General features: G+C 70.7%; 17 protein-coding genes. 5 read left to right on the top strand and 12 right to left on the bottom strand.

Features of this window, described 5'->3' with window-relative positions:
* Positions 1-39 precede the first annotated feature (39 nt).
* The 4 genes from ABD932_RS24560 to ABD932_RS24545 form a co-directional block, all read right to left on the bottom strand.
* The gene (locus ABD932_RS24560; RefSeq protein ID WP_345015672.1) at positions 40-1,254 is read right to left on the bottom strand and encodes a serine/threonine-protein kinase; all 1,215 of its coding nucleotides are present in this window, start codon (positions 1,252-1,254) and stop codon (positions 40-42) included.
* A 94-nt stretch (positions 1,255-1,348) separates the two neighbouring features.
* The gene (locus ABD932_RS24555) at positions 1,349-3,061 is read right to left on the bottom strand and encodes a serine/threonine-protein kinase (protein WP_345015671.1); all 1,713 of its coding nucleotides are present in this window, start codon (positions 3,059-3,061) and stop codon (positions 1,349-1,351) included.
* A gap of 152 nt (positions 3,062-3,213) precedes the next feature.
* Entirely contained in the window at positions 3,214-5,964 is a 2,751-nt protein-coding gene (locus ABD932_RS24550; RefSeq protein WP_425587508.1) for a protein kinase, read from the bottom strand.
* Between the two features lie 155 nt (positions 5,965-6,119).
* Positions 6,120-8,285 carry a serine/threonine-protein kinase gene (locus ABD932_RS24545; protein ID WP_345015669.1) on the bottom strand — a complete coding sequence of 722 codons (2,166 nt, stop codon included), beginning with the start codon at positions 8,283-8,285 and terminating at the stop codon, positions 6,120-6,122.
* A gap of 194 nt (positions 8,286-8,479) precedes the next feature.
* Here ABD932_RS24545 and ABD932_RS24540 point away from each other — a divergent pair, with 194 nt between their 5' ends.
* Positions 8,480-9,562: a serine hydrolase domain-containing protein gene (locus ABD932_RS24540; RefSeq protein WP_345015668.1), complete on the top strand. Its 1,083-nt coding sequence runs from the start codon at positions 8,480-8,482 to the stop codon at positions 9,560-9,562.
* 118 nt (positions 9,563-9,680) lie between these two features.
* Here the strand turns inward: ABD932_RS24540 and ABD932_RS24535 are convergent, their stop codons facing one another.
* On the bottom strand, positions 9,681-11,387 hold the full coding sequence (locus tag ABD932_RS24535) for a glycerol-3-phosphate dehydrogenase/oxidase (protein WP_345015667.1): 1,707 nt from the start codon (positions 11,385-11,387) through the stop codon (positions 9,681-9,683).
* Positions 11,388-11,649: 262 nt separating this feature from the next.
* On the opposite strand from ABD932_RS24535, the gene ABD932_RS24530 reads away from it, so the two are divergent.
* The gene (locus tag ABD932_RS24530) at positions 11,650-12,858 is read left to right on the top strand and encodes a nucleotide sugar dehydrogenase (protein ID WP_345015666.1); all 1,209 of its coding nucleotides are present in this window, start codon (positions 11,650-11,652) and stop codon (positions 12,856-12,858) included.
* A 620-nt stretch (positions 12,859-13,478) separates the two neighbouring features.
* On the opposite strand, the gene ABD932_RS24525 is transcribed toward ABD932_RS24530, so the two are convergent.
* From ABD932_RS24525 to ABD932_RS24510, 4 genes are all read right to left on the bottom strand, one after another.
* Positions 13,479-14,603, bottom strand: coding sequence for a GuaB3 family IMP dehydrogenase-related protein (locus tag ABD932_RS24525; RefSeq protein WP_345015665.1), 1,125 nt, complete (start codon positions 14,601-14,603; stop codon positions 13,479-13,481).
* 105 nt (positions 14,604-14,708) lie between these two features.
* A complete protein-coding gene (gene guaB, locus ABD932_RS24520; RefSeq protein WP_345015664.1) occupies positions 14,709-16,211 on the bottom strand; it encodes an IMP dehydrogenase in 1,503 nt (500 codons plus the stop codon).
* 165 nt (positions 16,212-16,376) lie between these two features.
* The gene (locus ABD932_RS24515) at positions 16,377-16,964 is read right to left on the bottom strand and encodes a sigma-70 family RNA polymerase sigma factor (protein WP_115906402.1); all 588 of its coding nucleotides are present in this window, start codon (positions 16,962-16,964) and stop codon (positions 16,377-16,379) included.
* Between the two features lie 320 nt (positions 16,965-17,284).
* Entirely contained in the window at positions 17,285-17,896 is a 612-nt protein-coding gene (locus tag ABD932_RS24510) for a response regulator transcription factor (RefSeq protein WP_003948568.1), read from the bottom strand.
* Positions 17,897-18,276: 380 nt separating this feature from the next.
* Between ABD932_RS24510 and ABD932_RS24505 the strand changes: the two genes are divergently transcribed.
* Positions 18,277-18,606 carry a WhiB family transcriptional regulator gene (locus tag ABD932_RS24505; protein WP_126394324.1) on the top strand — a complete coding sequence of 110 codons (330 nt, stop codon included), beginning with the start codon at positions 18,277-18,279 and terminating at the stop codon, positions 18,604-18,606.
* Positions 18,607-18,655: 49 nt separating this feature from the next.
* Here the strand turns inward: ABD932_RS24505 and ABD932_RS24500 are convergent, their stop codons facing one another.
* Positions 18,656-19,561 (bottom strand): LysR family transcriptional regulator, encoded by a 906-nt coding sequence (locus tag ABD932_RS24500; RefSeq protein WP_345015663.1) that lies wholly within the window; start codon positions 19,559-19,561, stop codon positions 18,656-18,658.
* Positions 19,562-19,811: 250 nt separating this feature from the next.
* On the opposite strand from ABD932_RS24500, the gene ABD932_RS24495 reads away from it, so the two are divergent.
* Positions 19,812-20,585 carry an SDR family NAD(P)-dependent oxidoreductase gene (locus ABD932_RS24495; protein ID WP_345015662.1) on the top strand — a complete coding sequence of 258 codons (774 nt, stop codon included), beginning with the start codon at positions 19,812-19,814 and terminating at the stop codon, positions 20,583-20,585.
* Positions 20,586-20,730: 145 nt separating this feature from the next.
* On the top strand, positions 20,731-21,423 hold the full coding sequence (locus ABD932_RS24490; protein ID WP_345015661.1) for an ester cyclase: 693 nt from the start codon (positions 20,731-20,733) through the stop codon (positions 21,421-21,423).
* Between the two features lie 100 nt (positions 21,424-21,523).
* On the opposite strand, the gene groL is transcribed toward ABD932_RS24490, so the two are convergent.
* Positions 21,524-23,152, bottom strand: coding sequence for a chaperonin GroEL (gene groL / locus ABD932_RS24485; RefSeq protein WP_345015660.1), 1,629 nt, complete (start codon positions 23,150-23,152; stop codon positions 21,524-21,526).
* A gap of 119 nt (positions 23,153-23,271) precedes the next feature.
* Positions 23,272-23,580, bottom strand: a complete 309-nt coding sequence (groES, locus tag ABD932_RS24480) for a co-chaperone GroES (RefSeq protein ID WP_055493212.1) — start codon at positions 23,578-23,580, stop codon at positions 23,272-23,274.
* Positions 23,581-23,740: the final 160 nt, after the last annotated feature.

Here is a 23,740-nt window from a genome sequence, read left to right as displayed (position 1 = left end):
GTCACAGAGCCGTGACCGAGGTCGCAACTTATCTCCGCTTTATCCGGGGTTGGTGGGCGTGGGGGTCGGGGGGAGCGTCGGGGTACGGCTGGGTGAGGGGGACGCGCTGGACGTGCTGGGTTTGCTGGAGCTGGAAGGGCGGGCCGTACTGGGGTTGCCGGAAGGGCGGGCCGTACTGGGGTTGCCGGAAGGGCCGACCGAACTCGGTCTACTGGAGGGGCCGACCGAACTCGGTGAACTGGTCGGCACGACGCCCCCGTCCCCACCCCCGTTCACCAGCAGCGCCGCCGCCGACACCCCCGCCACCGCCATCGCCGCGACCAGCATCGCGGTGGCCAGCATGCTGCGCGTCGAGTACTGCCGCTCCCCCTTGCCGAACCGTTTCAGCACAGGCGCGGGACCAGGCCCCGGAGCGGCCACACCCCCCGTCTCCAGAAACTCCCGCAGCATCCGCTCGGCCCTCGCCGCATCCAGCCGCCGCCCAGGATCGCGCTCCAACAGCCCCTGTACGACGGGCAGGATCGGCGCCGCCTGCGCGGGCGGACGTATCTCGTCGGACACGACGGCATGCACGATGCCGCTCAACGAGTCCCGCCGGAACGGCGATTCACCGCTCAGGGCCTCACACAGCAACGCGCCCAACGACCACAGGTCGGAGGCGGGCCCGGTCCTGGCCCCGGACATCCGCTCGGGCGCGGTGTACTCGGGCGAGCCCACGAAGGACCCGGACTCGGTGAGCGTGCTCGATCCCGCCACCTGGGCTATCCCGAAGTCGGTGAGGACGACGCGGTCAGTGCCGTTCTCGATGAGCACGTTGTCCGGTTTGATGTCCCGGTGCAGGACCCCGGCCGCGTGGGCCGTGCGCAGCGCGCTCAGCAGGTCGACGCCGATCCGGGCGGCCTCCGGCGCGTCGACGGGCCCGCGCGTCGCGATCCGGTCGGCGAGGGAGTCGCCGTCGATCAGCTCCATGACGATGTACGGGCGTTCGTCGTCCTCGACCACGTCATGGACGACCATGACGTTCGGGTGACTGAGCTGCGCGACCGCCTGGGCCTCGCGCAGGGTGCGCTCGCGCTGGCGCCGGGCCTCGGCGGCGGAGAGCGTCTCGTCGAGGGGGAGCTCCTTGACGGCCACCCCCCGCCCCAGCAGTTGGTCGGTCGCCCGCCATACGACGCCCATGCCGCCGCGACCGAGCCTCACCTCGAGGCGGTAACGCCCCGCGATCACACGGAAGTTGGCGCCCTCGGTCCCCATGCGCCCCATCATGCCGCACCGGACTGATCGACTCCGGGGCGCCGATCGGCCAACTATGCAAAGCCGCAAAGGGCCCTCAACGTGGCAAAGGACGTCAGGAACCCTTCGGCTGCCAGCCCTTCAGCACCGCGGTGAACTGCTCGCTCGTGGCCGTCCAGTCCGACTCCGGCGCGGACATGTAGATCGCGTACTCCGTGCCGTCCCGGTCGATGTACGCCTGGTCGACGGCGCGGCGCGGCCCGGGGAAGGCCGTGTCCTTGGCCTGCGCGTTCCACGTGTACTCCCACAGGGAGCCCTCGCGGTCGCGGTAGAGGTTCTTCTTCAGGTACACCGTCTCGTAGTCGACCAGCCGCCGCCCCACCTGCTGTTCCAGGTCGACCTGGTGGTCGTAGGCGTTCGCGAAGTCGGGCGAGGTGTCGACGGCGATACGGACGAAGTGCTCGCCGCCGTCGGGCGTGTAGTCGATCTGCTGGAGGCCGTCGACCTCCTTGCCGAACACCTCCCGCTTCCAGCCCTTGGGCAGGTAGAGGCTGAAGCCGAGCGGGTCTTCGACGCGGACCCAGGAGGCGGGCACGCCGCCCTCCGGGCCCTGGTCGTCCGTGGCCGAGGGGCTCGGCGGGGGCGTGGTCGTGGTCGTCGAAGCGGACGCGCCGAGGCTGCCCGGCCCCCACTTCTGCAGCAGCACCGCGGTGCCCCCGCCGACGATCGCGGCGAGCGCGACGACGAGGGCGAGCGTGCGCAGCCGACGGCGCCTGGACGTCCGGGCAGGGGCAGCACCTGCGCCGGTGCCGGTGCCTGTCGTGTCGTACGGCGGCCCGATCGTCGCCAGACCGCTGACCGGGGGATACGGCGTACCCGTCGGCGTCGGCTGCCCGGTGTGCGCCGTCGCACCGGTGTGCGCCGTCCCCCCGATGTACTCCGGCCCGGTGCGGGTCTCCGGCTCGTACCGGGTGTGCTGCGTCGGCACGAACGCCTGCGCCTCGCTCGGCCTGCGCCCCTCCGCCGCCTCGGCGAGCATCTGCTCGGCCTCGGCCGGGCTGGGCCGGGTGGCCGGATCCTTGCGCAGCAGGGCGGTGATCACGGGCGTGAGCGGGCCGGCGTGCTGCGGCTCGGTGGCGTCCTCCTCGACCACCGCCTGCATGGTGCTCAGCGGCGAGGTGCGGCGGAACGGCGAACGGCCCTCCACGGCCGTGTACAGCGTGGCGGCGAGCGCCCACAGGTCGGAGGAGGGGCCCGGGTCGTGGCCGCGGACCCGCTCCGGGGCGAGGTAGTCGACCGAGCCGACGACCTCTCCGGTGCGGGTGATGGTGGTGTCGCCCTCGATCTGGGCGATACCGAAGTCGGTCAGCAGAACACGGCCGTCCTCGGCGGAGATCAGGACGTTGCCGGGCTTGACGTCACGGTGCAGGACACCGGCGGTGTGGGCGGCGCGCAGCGCCCGCAGCACCCACAGGCCGATGCGCGCGGCCTCGGTCGGCTCGACCCGCCCGCGCTCCTTGACCGCGTCGGCCAGCGAGTACCCCTCGACCAGCTCCATCACGATCCACGGCCGCCCGTCGTGCTCCAGCACGTCGTGCACGGTGACCACGGCGGAGTGGTTGATGCGCGCGGCGGCGCGCGCCTCGGCGCGGGTGCGGGCGAGCAGCCGCTCCAGCTCGCTCTCGGAGACGTAGAGCGCGGCGGTCAGCTCCTTGATCGCGACGGCCCGATGCAGCACCTCGTCGTGCGCACGCCAGACCCGGCCCATACCGCCGCTGCCGATCGCGTCGGCGAGCCGGTAGCGCCCCGAAACGAGCTGGCCCTGCATCTGATTCACGTTGCCCCGCAATGCTCTTGACAGGGTCAGACTAAGGACCGGCCGACGTGACCGGAACCACGGGGGTGCCAAGGAGACCGCACTGTGATGGTTGTCGCTTTCGATGGATTCGAGCAACCGTCACACAGGGTTGGTGAACGGAGTCAGCCGGTCACCTGGTACGTCGCCGAGGCCTGCTCGAACAGCCGCGTCACCTCGTCCCGCTCGGCCTCCGGTCCGCGCAGCTGCACCACGTGGTACCGCCCGTCGATCAGGATCGCGAGATTACGCACGAAGAGCTCGCGGCCCTGGTCGTCGGTCCAGGTGAACTGCCCCTCGGCCATGGTCCGCTCACCGACCTGGATCGACTTCAGCCCACTGGAGGCGGCCCAGCTGGACTCGCGGTACGGCTGCAACTCCCGCTCGTGCTCCCGCTGGTAGACCATCGGATCGCTGCCGTACTCGTCCGCGGTGTCCCGTCCCGGTACGACGATGAGGTCGAAGTCGCCGTGCGCGTAAACGACCTGTCCGCGCCCGTTCTCCGGCGTGCGGTTCCACCCGTTGGCCACGGCGATCTGGAACCCGGCCGCGTCCTTGCGCAGGGCGAAACCGTCCGGGACCTCGGGGCCGTTGGTCTGCGGCTCGGTGGAACCGGCCGACTCCGAAGTGCTGTTGCCGGACTCGGGGGAGGTCTGGTCGGGCCGTGGCTCACTGCTCGCCTCGGCGGCCTGCTCGGTCGCCGCCGGATCGGCCTGGCCCGCGGCGCCGGTGCGATCGGCGTCGGCGGTGGCGCCGTTGCCCTGGTCGGCCTTCGGCATGAACAGCACGGCGTACGCGATCGCCGCGGCCATGCCCAGCAGGACGAGCAGCAGCAGCGTACGGCCCAGCCGCCTCGGCGAACGTGCCTCCTGTCTGGCCCGCTTGTGCCGTCCGTGATGCGCGGGCAGCCCGGCCCGCCGCCGGCGCACCAGCTCGCCGCGCCGGCGCACGATCGGCAGCCGGTTCGGGTCGGCCGGCGGGACGGCGACGACATGCGCACCGGCTTCCGGTTCGGGCGCGGACCGCACGAGGGACCGCAGCCAGCCCCGCAGCTCCTCGAAGTCGAGACGCTCGGTGGAGTCCTGACGCAGCAGCGACTCCACGACCGGCCTGAGCGGCCCGCACTCCTCGGCGAAGGCGGGCGGCTCCGCGCACACCAGCTGCACCAGCTCGGCCGTCGACTCCTCCGGATACGGCGCGTGTCCCTGCACGGCCCGGAACAGCAGCGCCCCCAGCGCCCACAGATCGGTCGCGGGCCCGATGGGCGCGGCCAACTGCCAGTTCTCGTGCACGGGTCCGGCCTGCTCCGGCGCCCACCGCTCCGTCACGGGCCCGACGACGGCCATCCGCGCCTGCCGGGCCCGCTCCGCGGCGAGCGCGGTGGTGGGGCCGCGGTGGGCGGGGGTGCGGGAGACGAGGTCGTCCCAGCGGGTCGGGGGGTGGGGGGAGTCGAGGGCGGGTGGGGTGGGTGCGCCGGGAGTGGAGGGGGTGGTGGGGGCGGGGTTCCCTGAGGTGGCGGAACCGGGGGTGCCCGAGCGAGGAAAGCCGCCGTCACCTGGGGCCGGCACGCCCCTCGTGGAGGAGCCGGTAACGCCGGGTGCGGCACCCTGCGTGGGGAAGCCACCGAGGCCGGACCGGGCACCCGGGCCCGCCGGCGGAAGTGCCGTACGGTCACGGCCCTCCTCCGTCGCCGCACCGCCGACCGCCCCGCTGCGAGGCGCGGCGCCATGCCAGGACGTGGCCTGCACTCCGTACGGGTCGGCGATCCGGCCCGGGGGCGTGGCGACGCCGTTGCCGGAGGGGTACGGCTGCTGCGCCGATCCGTTGGCCAGGGGGGCGGGGCCGCCTTCGGGCGCCGAACGGGCCCCGGGCAACGCCGGCCGGCCGCCCTGCTGCGAGTCCTGCACCCGGGCCGCCGCCCGGGCTCCCGCCCGATACGCGGCGATCGCCCCGGCCCGCGCGGCCCTGATGTCCCCACCGGTCTCCAGGGCGCCGCGCGGTGCCGCACCGGACCCCCCGGTCCCGTTGCCCGCGTCGGCCCCCGGCACCGGCAACCCTCCGGCAGCCCGCGCCTCGATCGCGGCCCTCCGGGCAGCCTCGGGGTCCGTATCCGTGCCACCGGCACCAGGCCCGCTACTCGGAACCGGCCCGCCACCGAACGTCCCTGCACCCCCGGCTCCGGCCCCCGCCCCGGCTCCGCCCCCGCCGTCACCGTCCTCGACCGGCACCGGGTCATACCCGCACAGCGCCTCCTCGGCGGCCCCGACCGCCAGCCCGGTCAGCATCACCCGGCCGTCGTCGCAGACGAGCACCGTGCGCGCGGTGATGTTCCGGTGGACCCAGCCATGGGCGTGCAGCACCCGGAGTGCCATGAGGACGTCGGAGGCGACCTCGGCCGCCCGGTAGGGGGTCAACGGCTTCTCGGCGAGCAAAGCGGCCAGCGGACGCGCGGCCACCAACTCGCTCACTATCCACAGCGACCCGCCGTCGGCGAACACGTCGAAGACCTGGTCCAGCCGGGGATGGTCGGGGATACGGGCCGCGGCCTGCGCCGCCTCCACGGCCCGCCGCACGGCGGGATCGCTCGGCCGGCGCGCGCTCGAGCGCCCCGTGGACCGTCGCCCGGCCCCGCGGTCCCGCGATTCCCGTGCGGTGAACCCGTCGGGCAGCCCCTCGGCGTCGAGCACCTCCGCCTCGACGACCTCCGGCAACGGCACCTGCCGGACGAGCACTTCCTGCCCGCTGTAGGTGTCGAAGGCCCGGGACTCGGTGAGTTCGTACTCGTCGGAAGGCGGCAGCGGCAGGCGGTAGCGGTCGGCGAGCACCCGACCCGCATAGTCGTCCACGTTGCCTCCCCCGGCCGCCCGGTTGGTCATTCCCGTTCGCGTTGCGCCGTATTCCGGGCGCATGACTGGATGCGTACGGTCCGCAATCATTCACGATACGTGCCGCAGGCAACCCACAAAGAGGGGTTGCTGTATCTCACGGCTCAAACCCGGTCGCGGCCTCCCCGGACCGGGACCCGCTCACTTCACGACTTCGGCCGGAACGAATCCGTCAGCGTCCCCCATGTGTCCTTGCGCAGCTCGCTGTCCCACTTCGCGCTCTTCGCGGTGTACATCAGCGCATATCCGAGTTGGTCGTTCACGACGAACCCCCGGTCGATCGTCCGGTACTTCGTCCCGTTCTCGACATAGGTGAACTCCCAGTCGGCCGTGTTCCAGCTGCGGTAGTCCACCTTCTCTATGCGGATCTTCTTGTACTGGGAGCGCGTCATGTACTGCTCCTGGTTCTTCCAGTCCGCCACCGGGTCGTCCTGCGGCGTGGTGGTCCAGGCGACGAGCAGCTTCTGCCCGTCGGGCCCGGTGAACCGGTCCCCCGCCGAACCCGTGCTCTGGAACTTCCATCCCTTGGGCAGCCCGATCGAGTACCCCTGGTTCCCCTCGTGGGTCGACGCGACCCCGCTGTCGCTCCCGGATCCCGCCTCGGCCCCGCTCCCGCCGGTCGCGCTCGCCCCGGCACTCGGCGTACTCCCGGCCTCCGCCCCGGAACCGGATCCCTTCCCCGTGCTCGCGGACGCGGACGCAGCACCGTCCGTGTGCGTACTGCCGCTCTTGTCCTGCTTGGTGTCGGCACTTTCACTCGCCGAGGCCTTGGCGGCCCCGCCCCCGCTCGCCGACCCCTTCGAGCCGTCATCGCCGTTGAGGACAACGGCCAGCACCACTCCGATCACCGCGAGCACCACGACCAACGCGATGATCACCAGCGTCCGCTTCGGCACCACATCGGTCAGCGGCGCCCTCGGCACGGGCCGCGGCGGCAGATCCGGCGGCGTCATCACGGGCCACCCCGAACTGCGCCCCTCACCGGCCCCGTTCGCCGCCTTACTGTCCTGCGCACCGACACCGACACCAGCACCGGCACCGGCACTGGCACTGCCGCTGGCACCGGCACCGGCACCAGCAGCCGAATCGGACCCGGAACCGGACGACCGACCCGAAGTCCCCGCCCCCGACGGCGCCTTCGCCCCGCCCACTCCGGCGGAGGCCCCAGCGGCCGCACTCTCGCGACCCTGCGCGTCGGCTCCCGAAACAGCCGTGTCACTCCCGGACTTGGCACGAGCCGCAGCCGCCCCGGCCGCCCCAGCACTCACGGCGGCCTTCCGCACGGACCGCAGCGCCCCGCGCAACCGCTCCCCGGCCTCCTCGCCCCGCTTGCCACCGGACCCGGAGCCGGCACCCGAACGCCCCTTCTCCGCAGGCGCACCGGGCTGCGGCGGCAGCGGCACGACCTTCGTCGCGTCCAGCGGCTCCGGCTCGTCCTTCGGCTCGGGCGCATGGATGACGGCGTTGAGCATCGCCCGCGCACCGGCGTCGTCGAGCCGCTTGACGGGGTCCTTGGTGAGCAGGCCGTAGATGACGTCCCTCAGCGGACCCGCGTTCTTCGGCTCTTCCATCGGCTCGGTCATCACGGCCGTGAGCGTGGCGATGGCGGAGCCCTTGTCGTACGGCGGCACACCCTCGACCGACGCGTACAACAGCCCGCCCAGCGACCAGAGGTCGGCCGCCGGGCCCGGCTTGTGGCCGCGGGCCCGCTCCGGGGAGATGTAGGAGGGCGCGCCGACGAGCATGCCGGTCGAGGTGATGGACGGGTCGCCCTCGACCTGGGCGATGCCGAAGTCGGTGAGCACGACCCGGTCGGTGTCGGACTCCAGCAGGACGTTCGACGGCTTCACGTCACGGTGCAGGATGCCCTCGCGGTGCGCGGAACGCAGCACGTCGAGGATGGCCAGGCCGACCTCGGCCGCACGCTTGGGCTCCAGCAGGCCGTCCTCACGGATGACCTCGGCGAGCGACTTGCCCTCGACGAGCTCCATCACGATCCACGGCCGGTCGTCCTCCTCGACGACGTCGAACACCGTCACCGCACTGTTGTTGCGGATCCGCGCGATCGCCTTGGCCTCACGCAACGTGCGCGTGATCAGCCGCCGCTTCTCCTCCTCGTCGATGTTCGACGGGAACCGCAGTTCCTTGACGGCGACCGTCCGCCCCAGAGTCTCGTCCTCGGCACGCCACACCGTGCCCATGCCGCCCCGGCCGAGCACTCCTCCCAGCCTGTATCGCCCCGCGAGGAGACGCTCGTGATCGTCCTGACGAGTGTCCTGACGAGATGTCCCCGCCCGCTCCGCCTCCGACATGCGTCCCCTCATACAACCCGCCCTGACAGAGCCTCCATTGTCTCTCACCCGACAAGTGCCCTACGACGAGGGTGCCCCTCGTACCACAACGCCGCCGCGCGGCCCGAACCTCCCGGCCCCGACACACCCGGGACCCACTGAATCGCACATTCCGCCTACCGGCATGATGGGCCGCGGCAAGGGAAGGAATCCGCATGGCACGACCGGCGACACCCCTGTTTCGGACACTTCTGGGCGCTTGTGTGTCCGTGTCCCTCCTCGGCCTCGTGTCCGCGGCGCTCCTCGGCCTGGCCCCGAACGCCTCGTCGGCGCCCTCGACACGGCCGACGGGCGCCCTCCTCCCGCAGCTCGTCACCCGTGGCGAGGCCCCCGCCGCGGCCCTGCTGGCCCACGACGCGGCCGGCGCCCGCTACGCCCAGGCCGGCCCGGGCATCGGACCCACCGACCGCTTCCGTGCCGGCAGCATCACGAAGAGCTTCATCGCGACCGTCGTCCTGCAACTCGCCGCCGAAGGACAGTTGGCCCTCTCCGACACGGTTGAGCGGTATCTGCCGGGTCTGGTGCGCGGGTCGGGCAACGACGGGCGCGCGCTGCCCCTTCGTTCCCTGCTGACCCACACCAGCGGCCTGTACGACTTCACCGCCGAGACCGGGGGCACCGTCCCCGTCACACCGCTTCAGGCCGTACGCATCGCACTCACCCACCCCCCTGCCGAACGCGGCAGCTACTCCTACTCGAACACCAACTACGTCCTGCTCGGCCTGGTCATCGAGCACGTCACCGGCCGCTCCTACGCCGCCGAGGCCGAGCGCCGCATCATCGCTCCGCTGGGTCTGACCGGCACCTCCTTCCCTGGATCCCGCACCTCTCTCCCCTTCCCGCACGGCCGCGCCTACGCCACCGACGGGACCGACGTCACCGAACTCGACCCGCGGGTGGCCGGCGCCGCGGGTGAGCTGGTGTCCACGCTCGCCGACCTCGACCGCTTCTACTCGGCGCTGCTCGGCGGCCGGCTGCTGCCCCCGCACTGGCTGCGCGAGATGCTCGACACCCGTGCCGCACATGGCTCGTACGGCTTGGGTCTCTTTCCCGTGAAGTTGCCGTGCGGCACCGTCGTATGGGGGCACAACGGGCGCATCTCCGGCAGCTACGTGCGCTCCGCGGCCACCGTCGGCGGTCGTCGCGTCCTGACATTCCGGGTGAACACGACGGCGATCGCAGATCCCGGCCTCGAACCCCGGCTGCTCGCCGCCGAGTTCTGCCCTCGCACCAGATAGAACGGCCGAGGTTCGAGCAGAGATCCCAGCTCCCGCCACTCGTTCGAGTGAGGTTCCGCCGTGCCGGTGCGATCGGTCGCCGGCACGGCGTGCGACCACCGCCGCAGCGGCCGGAGCACTACAACGGCACGATGTCGGGCGCCCCCAACCGCGCCGCGTCCGCCGTCAGATCGTCCGGCTGCCGCTGCGACTCCCGCTCGGCCTCCACCCGCTTCTCGTAGTGCTCGACCTCGCGCTCGATCTGGTCCTTGTCCCAGCCCAGCACCGGCGCCATCAGCTCGGCCGCCTCGCGGGCGCAGCGCGTCCCCCGGTCGAACGTCTCGATCGAGATGCGCGTCCGCCGCGTCAGCACGTCGTCCAGATGCCGCGCCCCTTCGTGCGAGGCCGCGTACACGACCTCGGCGCGCAGATAGTCGTCGGCGGAATGCAGGGGCTCGCCCAGCGCGGGGTCGGCGCCGATGAGTTCGAGCAGCTCCTCGGCCAGCGCGCCGTACCGGTTCAACAGGTGCTCCACCCGCACCACATGAATCCCTGTCCGCGCCGCGATCCGCGCCCGTGCGTTCCACAAGGCCCGGTATCCCTCGGCGCCCAGCAGCGGAATGTCCTCCGTCACGCACTCGGCGACCCGCATGTCGAGCCCGTGCACCGCCGCGTCCACCGCATCCTTGGCCATCACCCGGTACGTCGTGTACTTGCCGCCCGCCACGACGACGAGCCCGGGCACGGGGTGGGCGACGGTGTGCTCGCGCGAGAGTTTGCTGGTGGCGTCCGACTCACCGGCGAGCAGGGGCCGCAGTCCGGCGTACACGCCCTCCACGTCGTCCCGGGTCAGCGGCACCGCGAGCACCGAGTTCACGTGTTCCAGCAGGTAGTCGATGTCGGCGCTGGACGCGGCGGGGTGGGCCTTGTCGAGGTCCCAGTCGGTGTCGGTGGTGCCGACGATCCAGTGCCGACCCCAGGGGATGACGAACAGCACGGACTTCTCGGTGCGCAGGATCAGGCCCGTCGTGGAGTGGATGCGGTCCTTGGGGACGACCAGGTGGATGCCCTTGGAGGCGCGGACATGGAACTGCCCGCGCTCGCCCACCATCGACTGAGTGTCGTCGGTCCACACACCGGTGGCGTTGACGATCTGCTTGGCACGGATCTCGTACTCCCCGCCCGCCTCGACGTCCTGCACCCGGGCCCCGACGACACGCTCGCCCTCGCGCAGAAACCCGCTCACGCGCGCGCGGTTGGCGACCCTCGCGCCGTAGGCCGCCGCCGTACGGACCAGGTTGGCCACATAGCGGGCGTCGTCCATCTGTGCGTCGTAGTACTGCAGGGCGCCGACCAGCGCGTCCTTCTTCAGGGCGGGGGCGACCTGCAGGGCGTGACGGCGGCTCAGGTGGCGGTGCATGGGCAGCCCCCGGCCATGGGTGCGGGCCATCGACATGACGTCGTAGAGCAGGACGCCGCACCCCGCGTACAGGCGCTCCCAGCCCTTGTACTGCAGGGGATACAGGAAGGGGACCGGCTTGACGAGATGCGGAGCCAGCCGCTCGAGCAGGAGCCCGCGCTCCTTCAACGCCTCCCGTACGAGCGCGAAGTCGAGCATCTCCAGATAGCGCAGGCCGCCGTGGATCAGTTTGCTGGACCTGCTGGACGTGCCCGAGGCCCAGTCACGAGCCTCGACCAGGCCGGTGGACAGTCCGCGGGTCACCGCGTCGAGGGCGGTACCCGCGCCCACGACGCCGCCGCCCACGACCAGTAGGTCCAGCTCGCGCTCGGCCATTGCCGCCAGTGACTCGGCGCGTTCCGCCGGCCCCAGTGTCGCTGTCCTCACCGCTGCCTCCCGCTCATCGGTCGAGTAGGCCGCACCCGTCGGGCGAAGCCCGGTTCGTACCCCCCATGCCCAAATTCTGACCGGGTTGCCCGGCTTCAGCCACTACTCGCCCCCAGCCTGTGGACAACACTCAAGGAAACGCGATCATTCAATCCCGCAAATCGGTCATATTTACTCCTAGTCTGACATTGCGCCCCCTCGTTCTGTCCACAGGGCTTGCGCACCTGCACCACTTCGGTTATTGGGAAGGACGGCCCACGCCATGCCCGCAGATCTCGCCGTCATCGGACTAGGCCCGTACGGCCTGCCGCTGGCCAAGGCCGCCGTCGCCGCCGGCATCCCCACGCTCGGTTACCGGACCGGGCCCGATTCCGGCTCCCTCAGCCCCGCCGAACTGCGCCGGATGGTCTCGGGGGGCTTCCGGCAGGCCACCAGCCCCACCGAGCTCGGCCGCGTCCGCACCGCCGTCATCTGCCCGCCGACCCCACGGGGCGAGGACGGCGGGCTCGACCTGAGCCAGATGGAGACGGCCGCCCGCACGCTGGCCGCGATGCTGCGCCCGCACACCACCGTCATCCTGGAGTCGCCCGTACCCCCGGGCACCACCGAGAACGTCCTGCGCCCGCTCCTCGAAGAGGGCTCGGGACTGCGCGCCGGCCGCGACTTCCACCTGGCCTACTCCCCCAGCCGCGTCGACCCCGGCAACCGCGACTTCACACCCGCCAACACCCCCAAGGTGATCGGCGGCCTCACGCCTGCGTGCACCGAGTCGGCGGCCGCCTTCTACGGCCGGCTCACCGACAAGGTGGTACGCGCGCGTGGACTGCGCGAGGCGGAGACCGTACAGGTGCTGGAGACCAACTTCCGGCACGTCAACATCGCCCTGGTCAACGAAATGGCCGTCCTCTGCCACGACTTGGGCATCGACCTGTGGGACGTCATCCGCTGCGCGGAGACCAAGCCGTTCGGCTTCGAGGCCTTCCGCCCCGGCCCCGGCGTCGGCGGCCACGCCGTCCCGCAGGACCTCACCGGCCCCGCCGGCCGCACCCTGCGCATGGTCGAGCTGGCCCAGCAGGTCAACGGCCAGATGCCCCGCTACGTCATCCAGCGCGCCGCCACCCTCCTCAACGAGCACGGCAAGTCCGTGCGCGGCGCCCGCATCCTCCTCCTCGGCGTCACCTACAAGCCCGACATCGCCGACCAGCAGTCCACCCCCGCCCAGGAGGTCGCGACCCGCCTGCTGGAGCTGGGCGCCTGCATCAGCTTCCACGACCCCTACGTCGCCTCCTGGAGCGTCCTGGACCGCCCGGTACCGCGCGCGGACGCGCTGTACGAGGCCGTCGCGGAGGCCGACCTGACGATCCTGCTTCAGCAGCATCGGACGTATGACCTTCAGGGGCTGTCGGTGAAGGCGCAGCTGTTGCTGGACACGCGAGGGGCAGCGCCAACGGGGGCGGCGCATCGGTTGTGAAGGGGGGCGCGTGGGGTGCGCGAGCCTTCGGGGCTGGTGGCGGGGGATGCTCGTCACCGCTAGCCTACGGAACATAGATCCGCAAGATGCACCACCTCCGGTACCGGACCCGCTCGACAGCAAGTCCGGTACCGTACGAACAGGTGGAGCCCACCACAGCGGTCACTGTGGCAGGCTCCTGAAAAGTGGCCGGGTGTCCGCCCCTAGTCCTCTTGGGGGCGGCCGCTCACTTTCCGAAATACCACAAGACACACCTCCTCCGGAACTTCACCAGCCGAAGCCAAGTGCGATCCCAGCGGGTTGGCTTGCGGTGACGGCCCATGGGCGCGCCCCCTTCCACGATGCCGCCCATTGACCCGGTAGGCGGTCCGTCTGGAGCTCGGGCCGGGCCCCGAGGGCCGGGGTCCGGAACATCTCCTTGGAAGGGGGCGCCCCAGAGAACGGGACGCCGATCACGGACGCTACCGACTCCCTTCGCCCGTTCGGCCCACATTCGCCCCAAACGCAACCGCGCGCCCCCTCCGGCACAACGCGCCCCCGCCCAAGCCCACTTGGGCACACAAAAAGGGCCGGTCACCCCACCTGGAGTGACCGGCCCTTCCCTGACGCCGATGGAGCGGCTACCGCATGTGCTGCGAGTCCGCGACCGTGACCTCGACCCGCTGGAACTCCTTCAGCTCGCTGTACCCGGTCGTGGCCATGGCCCGCCGCAGGGCGCCGAAGAAGTTCATCGAGCCGTCGGGGGTGTGCGACGGACCCGTCAGCACCTCCTCGATCGTGCCGACCGTGCCCAGGTCGACCTTCTTGCCGCGCGGCAGATCCTCGTTGACCGCCTCCATGCCCCAGTGGTTGCCCTTGCCCGGCGCGTCCGTGGCGCGCGCGAGCGGCGAGCCCATCATCACCGCGTCCGCGCCGCAGGCGATCGCCTTGGGCAGGTCGCCGGACCAGCCGACGCCGCCGTCCGCGATCACGTGCACGTACCGGCCGCCGGACTCGTCCATGTAGTCACGGCGGGCAGCCGCCACGTCCGCGACCGCCGTGGCCATCGGGACCCGGATGCCCAGGACGTTGCGCGTGGTGTGCGCCGCGCCGCCGCCGAAGCCGACCAGGACGCCCGCCGCGCCGGTGCGCATCAGGTGCAGGGCCGCGGTGTACGTGGCACAGCCGCCGACGATCACCGGGACGTCGAGCTCGTAGATGAACTGCTTCAGGTTCAGCGGCTCGTGCGAACCGGACACGTGCTCCGCCGAGACCGTCGTGCCGCGGATGACGAAGATGTCCACGCCCGCGTCGACGACCGCCTTGGAGAACTGGGCCGTGCGCTGCGGGGAGAGCGCGGCGGCCGTGACCACGCCCGAGTCGCGCACCTCCTTGATGCGCTGCCCGATCAGCTCCTCCTTGATGGGAGCGGCGTAGATCTCCTGGAGGCGGCGCGTGGCGGCCTCGGTGGGCAGCGCGGCGATCTCGTCGAGGAGCGGCTGGGGGTCCTCGTACCGCGTCCACAGGCCCTCGAGGTTCAGCACGCCGAGGCCGCCGAGCTCGCCGATGCGGATCGCGGTGGCCGGGGAGACGACCGAGTCCATGGGGGCGGCCAGGAACGGCAGCTCGAAGCGGTAGGCGTCGATCTGCCAGGCGATCGAGACCTCCTTCGGGTCCCGCGTACGGCGGCTGGGGACGACGGCGATGTCGTCGAAGGCGTACGCCCTGCGCCCGCGCTTGCCGCGCCCGATCTCGATCTCAGTCACGTCTGTGGCCTTTCCCTGATGCGTTCAGCGTCTTCCAGTATCGCCGACGGGCACGACAAGGGCGGCCCCGGTGCTTCCGGGGCCGCCCTTGTCGATGCCTGGTGACTACTTACGGCTGTAGTTCGGCGCTTCGACCGTCATCTGGATGTCGTGCGGGTGGCTCTCCTTGAGGCCCGCGGAGGTGATCCGTACGAAGCGGCCCTTGGACTCCATCTCGTCGATGGTGGCCGCGCCCACGTAGCCCATGGTCTGCCGCAGACCGCCGACGAGCTGGTGCAGGACGCTGGACAGCGGGCCGCGGTAGGGCACCTGGCCCTCGATGCCCTCGGGCACGAGCTTGTCGTCGGCGGCGACCTCGGCCTGGAAGTAGCGGTCCTTCGAGTACGACTTGCCCTGGCCACGGGACTGCATGGCACCGAGCGAGCCCATGCCGCGGTACGACTTGAACTGCTTGCCGTTGATGAACTGCAGCTCGCCCGGGGACTCCTCGCAGCCCGCGAGCAGCGAGCCCAGCATCACGGTGTCGGCACCGGCGGCGAGCGCCTTGCCGATGTCGCCGGAGTACTGCAGGCCGCCGTCGCCGATCAGCGGGATGCCCGCGGGGCGGGCGGCGAGGGAGGCCTCGTAGATGGCGGTGACCTGCGGGACGCCGATGCCGGCGACCACACGGGTGGTACAGATGGAGCCCGGTCCGACACCGACCTTGATGCCGTCGACACCGGCGTCGATCAGCGCCTGGGCGCCGTCACGGGTGGCGACGTTGCCGCCGATCACGTCGACGCCGACGCTGGACTTGATCTTCGACATCCAGCTGAGGGCGTTGCTGTTGTGGCCGTGCGAGGTGTCGACGACCAGGAAGTCCACGCCGGCCTCGGCGAGCGCCTGGGCCCGCTCCAGGGCCTCGGGGCTGGCGCCGACGGCGGCACCGACGAGGAGGCGGCCCTCGGAGTCCTTGGCCGCGTTGGGGTACTTCTCCGCCTTGACGAAGTCCTTGACCGTGATGAGGCCCTTGAGGACGCCCGCCTCGTCGACCAGCGGAAGCTTCTCGATCTTGTGGCGGCGCAGCAGCTCCATCGCGTCGCCGCCGGAGATGCCGACCTGGCCGGTGACCAGCGGCATCGGCGTCATGACCTCGCGCACCTGACGGCTGCGGTCGCTCTCGAAGGCCATGTCCCGGTTGGTGACGATGCCGAGCAGCTTGCCGGCCGGGTCCGTGACGGGAACGCCGCTGATACGGAACTTGGCGCACAGGGCGTCGGCCTCGGCGAGGGTCGCCTCCGGGTGCACCGTGATCGGGTCGGTGACCATGCCGGACTCGGACCGCTTCACCAGGTCGACCTGGTTGACCTGGTCCTCGACGGAGAGGTTGCGGTGCAGCACGCCGACGCCGCCGAGGCGGGCCATCGCGATCGCCATGCGGGACTCGGTCACCTTGTCCATGGCGGCCGAGAGCAGCGGGATGTTCACCCGGACGTTGCGGGAGATGCGGGACGAGGTGTCGACCGCGTTGGGGAGCACCTCGGATGCGCCCGGCAGCAGCAGCACGTCGTCGTAGGTCAGCCCGAGGGTTGCGAATTTTCCGGGCACTCCGTCGACGTTGGCAGTCATGACACCTTCCCCAAATGGCCTTGATCGGTGCGGATGTCCATGCTAACGGGAAGCACGGCTCGCAAATTCCACGGTTCTGTATGGCTCCGGGCTTCGTATGTTCGTACGGAACCGAGGAGAAGCCTGTTCATTTGGGGGCGCACTCAAGGGAGCGCACGGGGAGCGCTACTGCTCCGCCAGTGCTCGCAGCCTGCTCAGCGCCCTGTGCTGGGCCACCCGGACCGCGCCGGGTGACATTCCCAACATCTGACCCGTCTCTTCCGCGGTCAACCCCACCGCGATCCTCAGCAGCAGCAGCTCCCGCTGGTTCTCGGGCAGGTTGGCCAGCAGCTTCTTGGCCCATTCGGCGTCGCTGCTCAGCAGCGCCCGCTCCTCCGGGCCGAGGGAGTCGTCCGGGCGCTCGGGCATCTCGTCCGACGGAACCGCCGTGGACCCCGGGTGCCGCATCGCGGCCCGCTGCAGGTCGGCCACCTTGTGCGCGGCGATCGCGAAGACGAACGCCTCGAAGGGGCGGCCGGTGTCCTTGTAGCGCGGCAGCGCGAGCAGGACGGCGACGCAGACCTCCTGGGCGAGGTCCTCGACGAAGTGCCGCGCGTCGCCCGGCAGGCGCGACAGCCTGGTGCGGCAGTAGCGCAGGGCCAGGGGGTGGACGTGCGCGAGCAGATCGTGCGTGGCCTGCTCGTCTCCGTCGACGGCGCGATGGACGAGTGCACCGATCGCCCCTGCGGCATTGGCCGCCTCGTCGTCGCGCATCGGTCCATGGTGCCTTGCGGCCGTGTGGTCCGTTGCATCGCGCCCGATGTTGTGCACCGAAGCGTTATGAGTAGGTGCGCCGGCACTCATCCCCTGCGCCCTCCCCTTCCGCTCGACCGACTCGTCCCCGAGAGACTCCACATCTCAAGGATGCGGCATCCGCGCCGAAACGAGCAGCGGGCACCGACAGGGCCGCTCTGGCCGACCCCGCAACCGCGCCCCACAAGGGGGCGCGGGCCGGGACATCATGCGGCTCCGCCGCGTGGGCGCGACCAGCCACAAACGACCCGCACACAGCAACGGCCTGCAGGACCGAGCTCCTAGCGAACCAGGCCCCAACGGAACCCGAGCGCCACCGCGTGGGCCCGGTCCGAAGCACCGAGCTTCTTGAACAGCCGCCGGGCGTGGGTTTTCACGGTGTCCTCGGACAGGAACAGCTCGCGTCCGATCTCCGCGTTGGAACGACCGTGGCTCATCCCCTCGAGCACCTGGATCTCACGCGCCGTGAGCGTCGGTGCGGCACCCATCTCGGCGGAGCGCAGCCGACGGGGGGCAAGGCGCCAGGTCGGGTCGGCCAGCGCCTGCGTCACCGTGGCACGCAGCTCCGCGCGCGAGGCGTCCTTGTGCAGATAGCCGCGGGCGCCGGCGGCGACCGCGAGGGCCACGCCGTCCAGATCCTCGGCGACGGTGAGCATGATGATGCGCGCACCGGGGTCGGCGGACAGCAGCCGCCGCACGGTCTCTACGCCGCCCAGACCGGGCATGCGTACGTCCATCAGAATCAGGTCCGAGCGGTCGGCGCCCCAGCGGCGGAGGACTTCCTCGCCGTTGGCCGCCGTCGTCACGCGCTCGACGCCGGGCACGGTCGCGACCGCGCGGCGGAGCGCCTCTCGGGCAAGCGGGGAGTCGTCGCAGACGAGGACGGATGTCATGGCCGCCCTCCGCAGCTGATGCACGTCACCTTGAGCCTCCAGGCTGGTACGAAATCGTCACCTGAGCGGTCGACCGTCTCGGACGCCTGCCCGAGCGCTTGTTCCTTCAACCGCCTCGCCCTCTCAACGACGGTCACTCGAAAGAGTTACGGGGCCGTGTGCCATCTTCGGCACTCTACGTGAGGGGGCGGACACGGTGCAGACATGCGGGGCGGACCCACAACGTTTCATCACAACCCATGCCCCATTCAGCCCTTTTTCTTCCCGTTTCTTGGCGTTTGGGGCTAGATTCGCAATGAGTCATATTTTCATCTCCTTAGATCGTAGATGTACGGTCGTGAGCACCGTATCCGCCCAGAACGGCTACAAGGGGTCACGCAATGGCAGATTTCTCCCGCCTTCCCGGACCGAACGCGGACCTGTGGGACTGGCAGCTCCTGGCCGCCTGTCGCGGGGTGGACAGCTCGCTCTTCTTTCATCCGGAGGGCGAACGCGGTGCGGCTCGGAGCGCTCGTGAGAACTCGGCCAAGGAGGTCTGCATGAGGTGCCCGGTGCGCGCGCAGTGCGCGGCGCATGCGCTGGCGGTCCGCGAACCGTACGGCGTCTGGGGCGGCTTGACCGAGGACGAGCGCGAGGAGCTCATGGGGCGGGCACGCAACCGGCTGGTCTCGGCGTCGACGGCCAGCGGGGAGTCCGCTTCCCACAACTGAAGGAACGTTTCTTCAAGGAGGGCACGCGCACGCGTGCCCTTACTTCTGACTAGCGGGCGGCCGCTCGCGCCAGCTGCTCCAGCGTCGCCGCCACGGCCGGCACCTGTGCCAGGTCGGGCAGGGTGAGCGCGACGATCTCCCGCCGGACCGCCGGTTCCAGCGTCACCATGCGCGCCCCTCGCGGCCGGACCGACTCGACGGCGAGCTGGGGCAGGACGGCCACGCCCAGGCCGGCGCCGACCAGGCCGACGACCGCCGGGTAGTCGTCCGTGGCGAAGTCGATGCGGGGCGTGAAGCCGGCGCTCTCGCACACCTCGATCAACTGGCTCCGGCAGCGCGGGCATCCGGCGATCCACGGCTCGGCGGCGAGCTCGCCGATGGCGATGGAACCCGAAGGAACGGTGCGGGCGAGCCGGTGACGTTCGGGTACGAGGGCGACGAGCCGGTCGGTCAGCAGCGGGCGTACGACGAGGTCCTCCCACTCCCCTTCCAGGGCCGCACCCTCGTACCGGAAGGCGAGGGCCACATCGCAGTCGCCCTCGCGCAGCAGCTCGACGGACTGCGGCGGTTCGGCCTCCTCCAGGGAGACGCGGGTGCCGGGGTGGGCCGCGCGCAGGGCGGCGAGGGCCGTCGGGACGAGGGTGGAGCTGCCGCTGGGGAAGGAGACGAGGCGCACGCGCCCGGCGCGCAGCCCGGCGATGGCGGCGACCTCCTCCTCGGCGGCGGTGAGTCCCGCCAGGATCCCGGCGGCGTGCCGCACCAGCGCCTCACCGGCCTGGGTCAGCCGCATCTCGCGACCGCTGCGGATCAGCAGGGGCGTGCCGACGGACGCCTCCAGGGCCTTCATCTGCTGGCTGACGGCGGGCTGGGTGCAGCCCAGTTCGCGCCCCGCCGCGGAGAAGGAACCGGTGGCGGCGACGGCGCGCAGCACACGGAGATGACGGGCCTCGATCACAGGTCGAGCATAAGTGATCCTTGGACTCATCGCCCTACAGCGCACAGATACTTTGACTCCTGATCACCCACCGTGAAGGTGGGCGGGCGATGTGCTGCCTCCCGAGTCGTTGGAGGCGGCTCGCAAGTGCGGGGCGGCGTAAGGGGCCTGACGGTCCCTCGCAGGAGAGGCGTCTTCGCCGGGGCTTCACTGATCGACGGGGCCTGTGCAGTAAGCGGATGTGCTCAGTCCAGGTCACTAATGTTGCGCCATGACAACGGCATTGATTACGGGATCGACCGCGGGCATCGGCGCCGCGTTCGCGCGACGGCTGGCGGCGGACGGGCACGACCTCGTCCTGGTGGCCCGGGACACCAAGCGGCTGCGGGAGCAGGCCACCGAGCTGCACGACCGGCACGGCATCGAGGCGGAGGTGCTCTCGGCCGACCTCGCCGAGGACACCGGCATCGAGACCGTCGCCGCCCGCCTCGGCGACCGTCGCAACCCCGTCGACCTGCTGATCAACAACGCCGGCTTCGGCAACAAGGGCCGTTACCTCGACGTCTCCATGGCCGACGAGCTGAAGATGCTCAAGGTGCACTGCGAGGCGGTACTGCGGCTGACGTCGGCGGCGACGGAGGCGATGCGGGAGCGGGGACGGGGCGGTGTCGTGAACGTCGCCTCCGTGGCGGCCTTCGTGCCGCGCGGGACGTACGGCGCGTCCAAGGCGTGGGTCGTGCAGTTCACGCAGGGAGCGGCGCGGGATCTGGCGGGGAGCGGGGTGCGGCTCATGGCGCTGTGCCCGGGGTTCGTGCGGACCGAGTTCCATGAGCGGGCCGGGATGGGGACGGACAACATCCCGGGGTGGATGTGGCTCGACGCGGACAAGCTGGTGGCGGCGGCGCTCGGTGATCTGGCGCGGGGGAAGGCGGTGTCGATCCCGGATCCTCGGTACAAGGCGTTGATGGGCGTGGTGAAGGTGGTGCCCCGGGGGTTGCTCGGGGGGATCAGTTCGCGGACGGGGCGCAAGTACGGGCCGCAGTAGGCGGGCGCCGGAAGGCTTCGGCGAGGACCGGCGCGGCAGCGGGCGCTGTCGTGCTCGTCACCGGGTACGACAGGCACACCGACCCTCCAGCGAGGAGAATGGTGCTGTTCAGCCGCATCCAGGGGCACCGGGAGGCGTCGACGTCATGACCTTCGTGCAGCTCATCGATTGCAGGACCAGCCGCTTCGACGAGATGAACCGGCTGATGGACAGGTGGGTCGAGCAGACCAAGGGGAAGCGGACAGCGACGCACGACATCATCGGGAAGGACCGGTCGGACTCCGCGCACTTCATCGAGATCGTGGAGTTCCCGTCGTACGAGGACGCGATGCGGAACTCGAATCTGCCCGAGACCGATCGGATCTTCCAGGAGATGGTCGCGCTCTGTGACGAGACGCCTACGTTCACCGATCTCGACGTCGTGCGGGACGAGCAGTTGAACGTCCTGGCGGCGCGGGCCTTCTTCGGGGCCATGGGGAAGATGGCACCGGAGCGGATCGGGGACCACCTCACCGACGACTACGTGGATCACGATCCGTCGTATCCGCAGCCCGTGCAGGGTGTCGCGGGGGTGCGGGAGCAGTACGCGGGGTGGCGTGCCGCGTTCGACTTCACGTTCCGGATCGACGACCAGATGGCCCAGGAGGACCAGGTGTGCACGCGGTGGACGTGGGTCGCCCGGCACAAGGGTGAGTTCCTGGGGATTCCGGCGACCGGGCAGGACGTGAGCATGCAGGGCATGACCTGGCAGCGGTTCCGGGACGGCAGGATCTGCGAGAGCCGCTGGCTCTACGACCGGGCGGGTCTGCTGGAGCAGTTGGGGGTACTCGGTCAGTGACGCCCGCGAAGGGGAAGGCCCCGGTCCCGCGCGTGTGTGCGGGACCGGGGCCTTTCTGCCTGCTTGCCTGGTAGAGGCGGCCGGCTAGGAGCGCCTGGGCTCAGTGGGCGTGCCCGTGGCCGTGGCCACCGGCGGCCGCCGGCTCCTCCTCTTCCTTCTTCTCGACGACCAGGGTCTCGGTCGTGAGGAGCAGGGAGGCGATGGAGGCGGCGTTCTCCAGGGCGGAGCGGGTGACCTTGACCGGGTCGATGACGCCGGCCTTGACCAGGTCGCCGTACTCGCCGGTGGCGGCGTTGAAGCCCTGGCCCTTCTCGAGCTCGGCGACCTTGGAGGTGATGACGTAGCCCTCCAGGCCGGCGTTCTCCGCGATCCAGCGCAGCGGCTCGACGACGGCGCGGCGGACGACGGCCACACCGGTGGCCTCGTCGCCGGTCTTGCCGAGGCCGCCCTCGAGCACCTTGGCGGCGTGGACCAGAGCGGAGCCACCACCGGAGACGATGCCCTCCTCGACCGCGGCGCGGGTCGCGGAGATGGCGTCCTCCAGACGGTGCTTCTTCTCCTTCAGCTCCACCTCGGTGGCGGCGCCGACCTTGATCACGCACACGCCGCCGGCCAGCTTCGCGAGGCGCTCCTGGAGCTTCTCGCGGTCCCAGTCGGAGTCGGTGTTCTCGATCTCGGCCTTGATCTGGGCGACGCGGCCCGTGACGTCCTCGGCGTTGCCGGCACCGTCGACGACGGTCGTGTCGTCCTTGGTGACCGTGACACGGCGGGCGGAGCCCAGCACGTCCAGGTCGGCCTGGTCGAGCTTGAGGCCGACCTCTTCGGAGATGACCGTGGCGCCGGTGAGGACCGCCAGGTCCTGGAGCATCGCCTTGCGGCGGTCACCGAAGCCGGGGGCCTTGACCGCGACCGCGTTGAAGGTGCCGCGGATCTTGTTGACGACCAGGGTCGACAGGGCCTCGCCCTCGACGTCCTCGGCGATGATCAGCAGCGGCTTGGAGGCACCCGACTGGATGACCTTCTCCAGCAGCGGCAGCAGGTCCTGGATGGAGGAGATCTTGCCCTGGTTGATGAGGATGTACGGGTCCTCCAGGACGGCCTCCATGCGCTCCTGGTCCGTCACGAAGTACGGCGACAGGTAGCCCTTGTCGAAGGCCATGCCCTCGGTGAAGTCCAGCTCCAGACCGAAGGTGTTGGACTCCTCGACGGTGATGACACCGTCCTTGCCGACCTTGTCCATCGCCTCGGCGATGAGCTCACCGACCTGCTGGTCCTGGGCGGACAGCGCGGCGACGGCGGCGATGTCGGACTTCTCGTCGATCGGGCGGGCCGAGGCGAGGAGGTCCTCGGAGATGGCCGCGACGGCGGCGTCGATGCCCTTCTTGAGCGCGGCCGGGGAGGCACCCGCGGCGACGTTCTTCAGGCCCTCGCGCACCAGCGCCTGGGCGAGCACGGTGGCGGTGGTCGTACCGTCACCCGCGATGTCGTTGGTCTTGGTCGCCACCTCCTTCACCAGCTGGGCGCCGAGGTTCTCGTACGGGTCCTCGATCTCGACCTCACGGGCGATCGTGACACCGTCGTTGGTGATGGTGGGGGCGCCGAACTTCTTGTCGATGACGACATTGCGGCCCTTGGGGCCGATCGTCACCTTGACCGTGTCGGCCAGCTTGTTGACGCCGCGCTCGAGGGCGCGACGGGCGTCCTCGTCGAACTTCAGGATCTTCGCCATGGGAGCGGTTCAGCCCTCTCGGAAAACGTGGGTGAAACGAACTGCGCCCCTGACGCCCGGCTTCATAAGGTCGCGGGGGCCCGGGGCGCAGCTCACAAGCAAAATGTGCTTGAGGTGAATTACTTCTCGATGATCGCGAGCACGTCGCGAGCCGAGAGGACGAGGTACTCCTCGCCGTTGTACTTCACCTCGGTGCCGCCGTACTTGCTGTACAGCACGATGTCGCCGGTCTTGACGTCGAGCGGCAGGCGCTCGCCGTTCTCGAAGCGGCCCGGGCCCACGGCCAGGACGACGCCCTCCTGGGGCTTCTCCTTGGCGGTGTCCGGAATGACCAGGCCAGAGGCCGTGGTCTGCTCGGCGTCCAGCGGCTGGACCACGATGCGGTCCTCGAGCGGCTTGATGGCAACCTTGGAGCTGGCGGTCGTCACGATCCGACCTCCCCCTTCGGAGATCTCACGGGGTTAACTGTCTGAGGTGGCGACCAGGTGGATCCGTCGTCGCGGGTGCCGGACCTGCCCGTCGCGTTGTTGGCACTCTCCAGGGGGGAGTGCCAGAGCCGAGACTATGACCGTGATTAGCACTCGGTCA

Source organism: Streptomyces shaanxiensis, assembly GCF_039537145.1.
GTDB classification, from domain to species: Bacteria; Actinomycetota; Actinomycetes; order Streptomycetales; family Streptomycetaceae; genus Streptomyces; species Streptomyces shaanxiensis.
The sequence above is the reverse complement of the archived record's forward strand: the minus strand, read 5'-3'. Positions and strand labels throughout refer to the sequence as shown.

Bases quoted from the DNA above. Each gene is read 5' to 3' on its own strand.
- ABD932_RS24560 (WP_345015672.1), bottom strand. From the start codon at position 1,254: ATGGGGACCGAGGGCGCCAACTTCCGTGTGATCGCGGGGCGTTACCGC.
- ABD932_RS24555 (WP_345015671.1), bottom strand. From the start codon at position 3,061: ATGCAGGGCCAGCTCGTTTCGGGGCGCTACCGGCTCGCCGACGCGATC.
- ABD932_RS24550 (WP_425587508.1), bottom strand. From the start codon at position 5,964: ATGACCAACCGGGCGGCCGGGGGAGGCAACGTGGACGACTATGCGGGT.
- ABD932_RS24545 (WP_345015669.1), bottom strand. From the start codon at position 8,285: ATGTCGGAGGCGGAGCGGGCGGGGACATCTCGTCAGGACACTCGTCAG.
- ABD932_RS24540 (WP_345015668.1), top strand. From the start codon at position 8,480: ATGGCACGACCGGCGACACCCCTGTTTCGGACACTTCTGGGCGCTTGT.
- ABD932_RS24530 (WP_345015666.1), top strand. From the start codon at position 11,650: ATGCCCGCAGATCTCGCCGTCATCGGACTAGGCCCGTACGGCCTGCCG.
- guaB (WP_345015664.1), bottom strand. From the start codon at position 16,211: ATGACTGCCAACGTCGACGGAGTGCCCGGAAAATTCGCAACCCTCGGG.
- ABD932_RS24515 (WP_115906402.1), bottom strand. From the start codon at position 16,964: ATGCGCGACGACGAGGCGGCCAATGCCGCAGGGGCGATCGGTGCACTC.
- ABD932_RS24510 (WP_003948568.1), bottom strand. From the start codon at position 17,896: ATGACATCCGTCCTCGTCTGCGACGACTCCCCGCTTGCCCGAGAGGCG.
- ABD932_RS24505 (WP_126394324.1), top strand. From the start codon at position 18,277: ATGGCAGATTTCTCCCGCCTTCCCGGACCGAACGCGGACCTGTGGGAC.
- ABD932_RS24495 (WP_345015662.1), top strand. From the start codon at position 19,812: ATGACAACGGCATTGATTACGGGATCGACCGCGGGCATCGGCGCCGCG.
- ABD932_RS24490 (WP_345015661.1), top strand. From the start codon at position 20,731: ATGACCTTCGTGCAGCTCATCGATTGCAGGACCAGCCGCTTCGACGAG.
- groL (WP_345015660.1), bottom strand. From the start codon at position 23,152: ATGGCGAAGATCCTGAAGTTCGACGAGGACGCCCGTCGCGCCCTCGAG.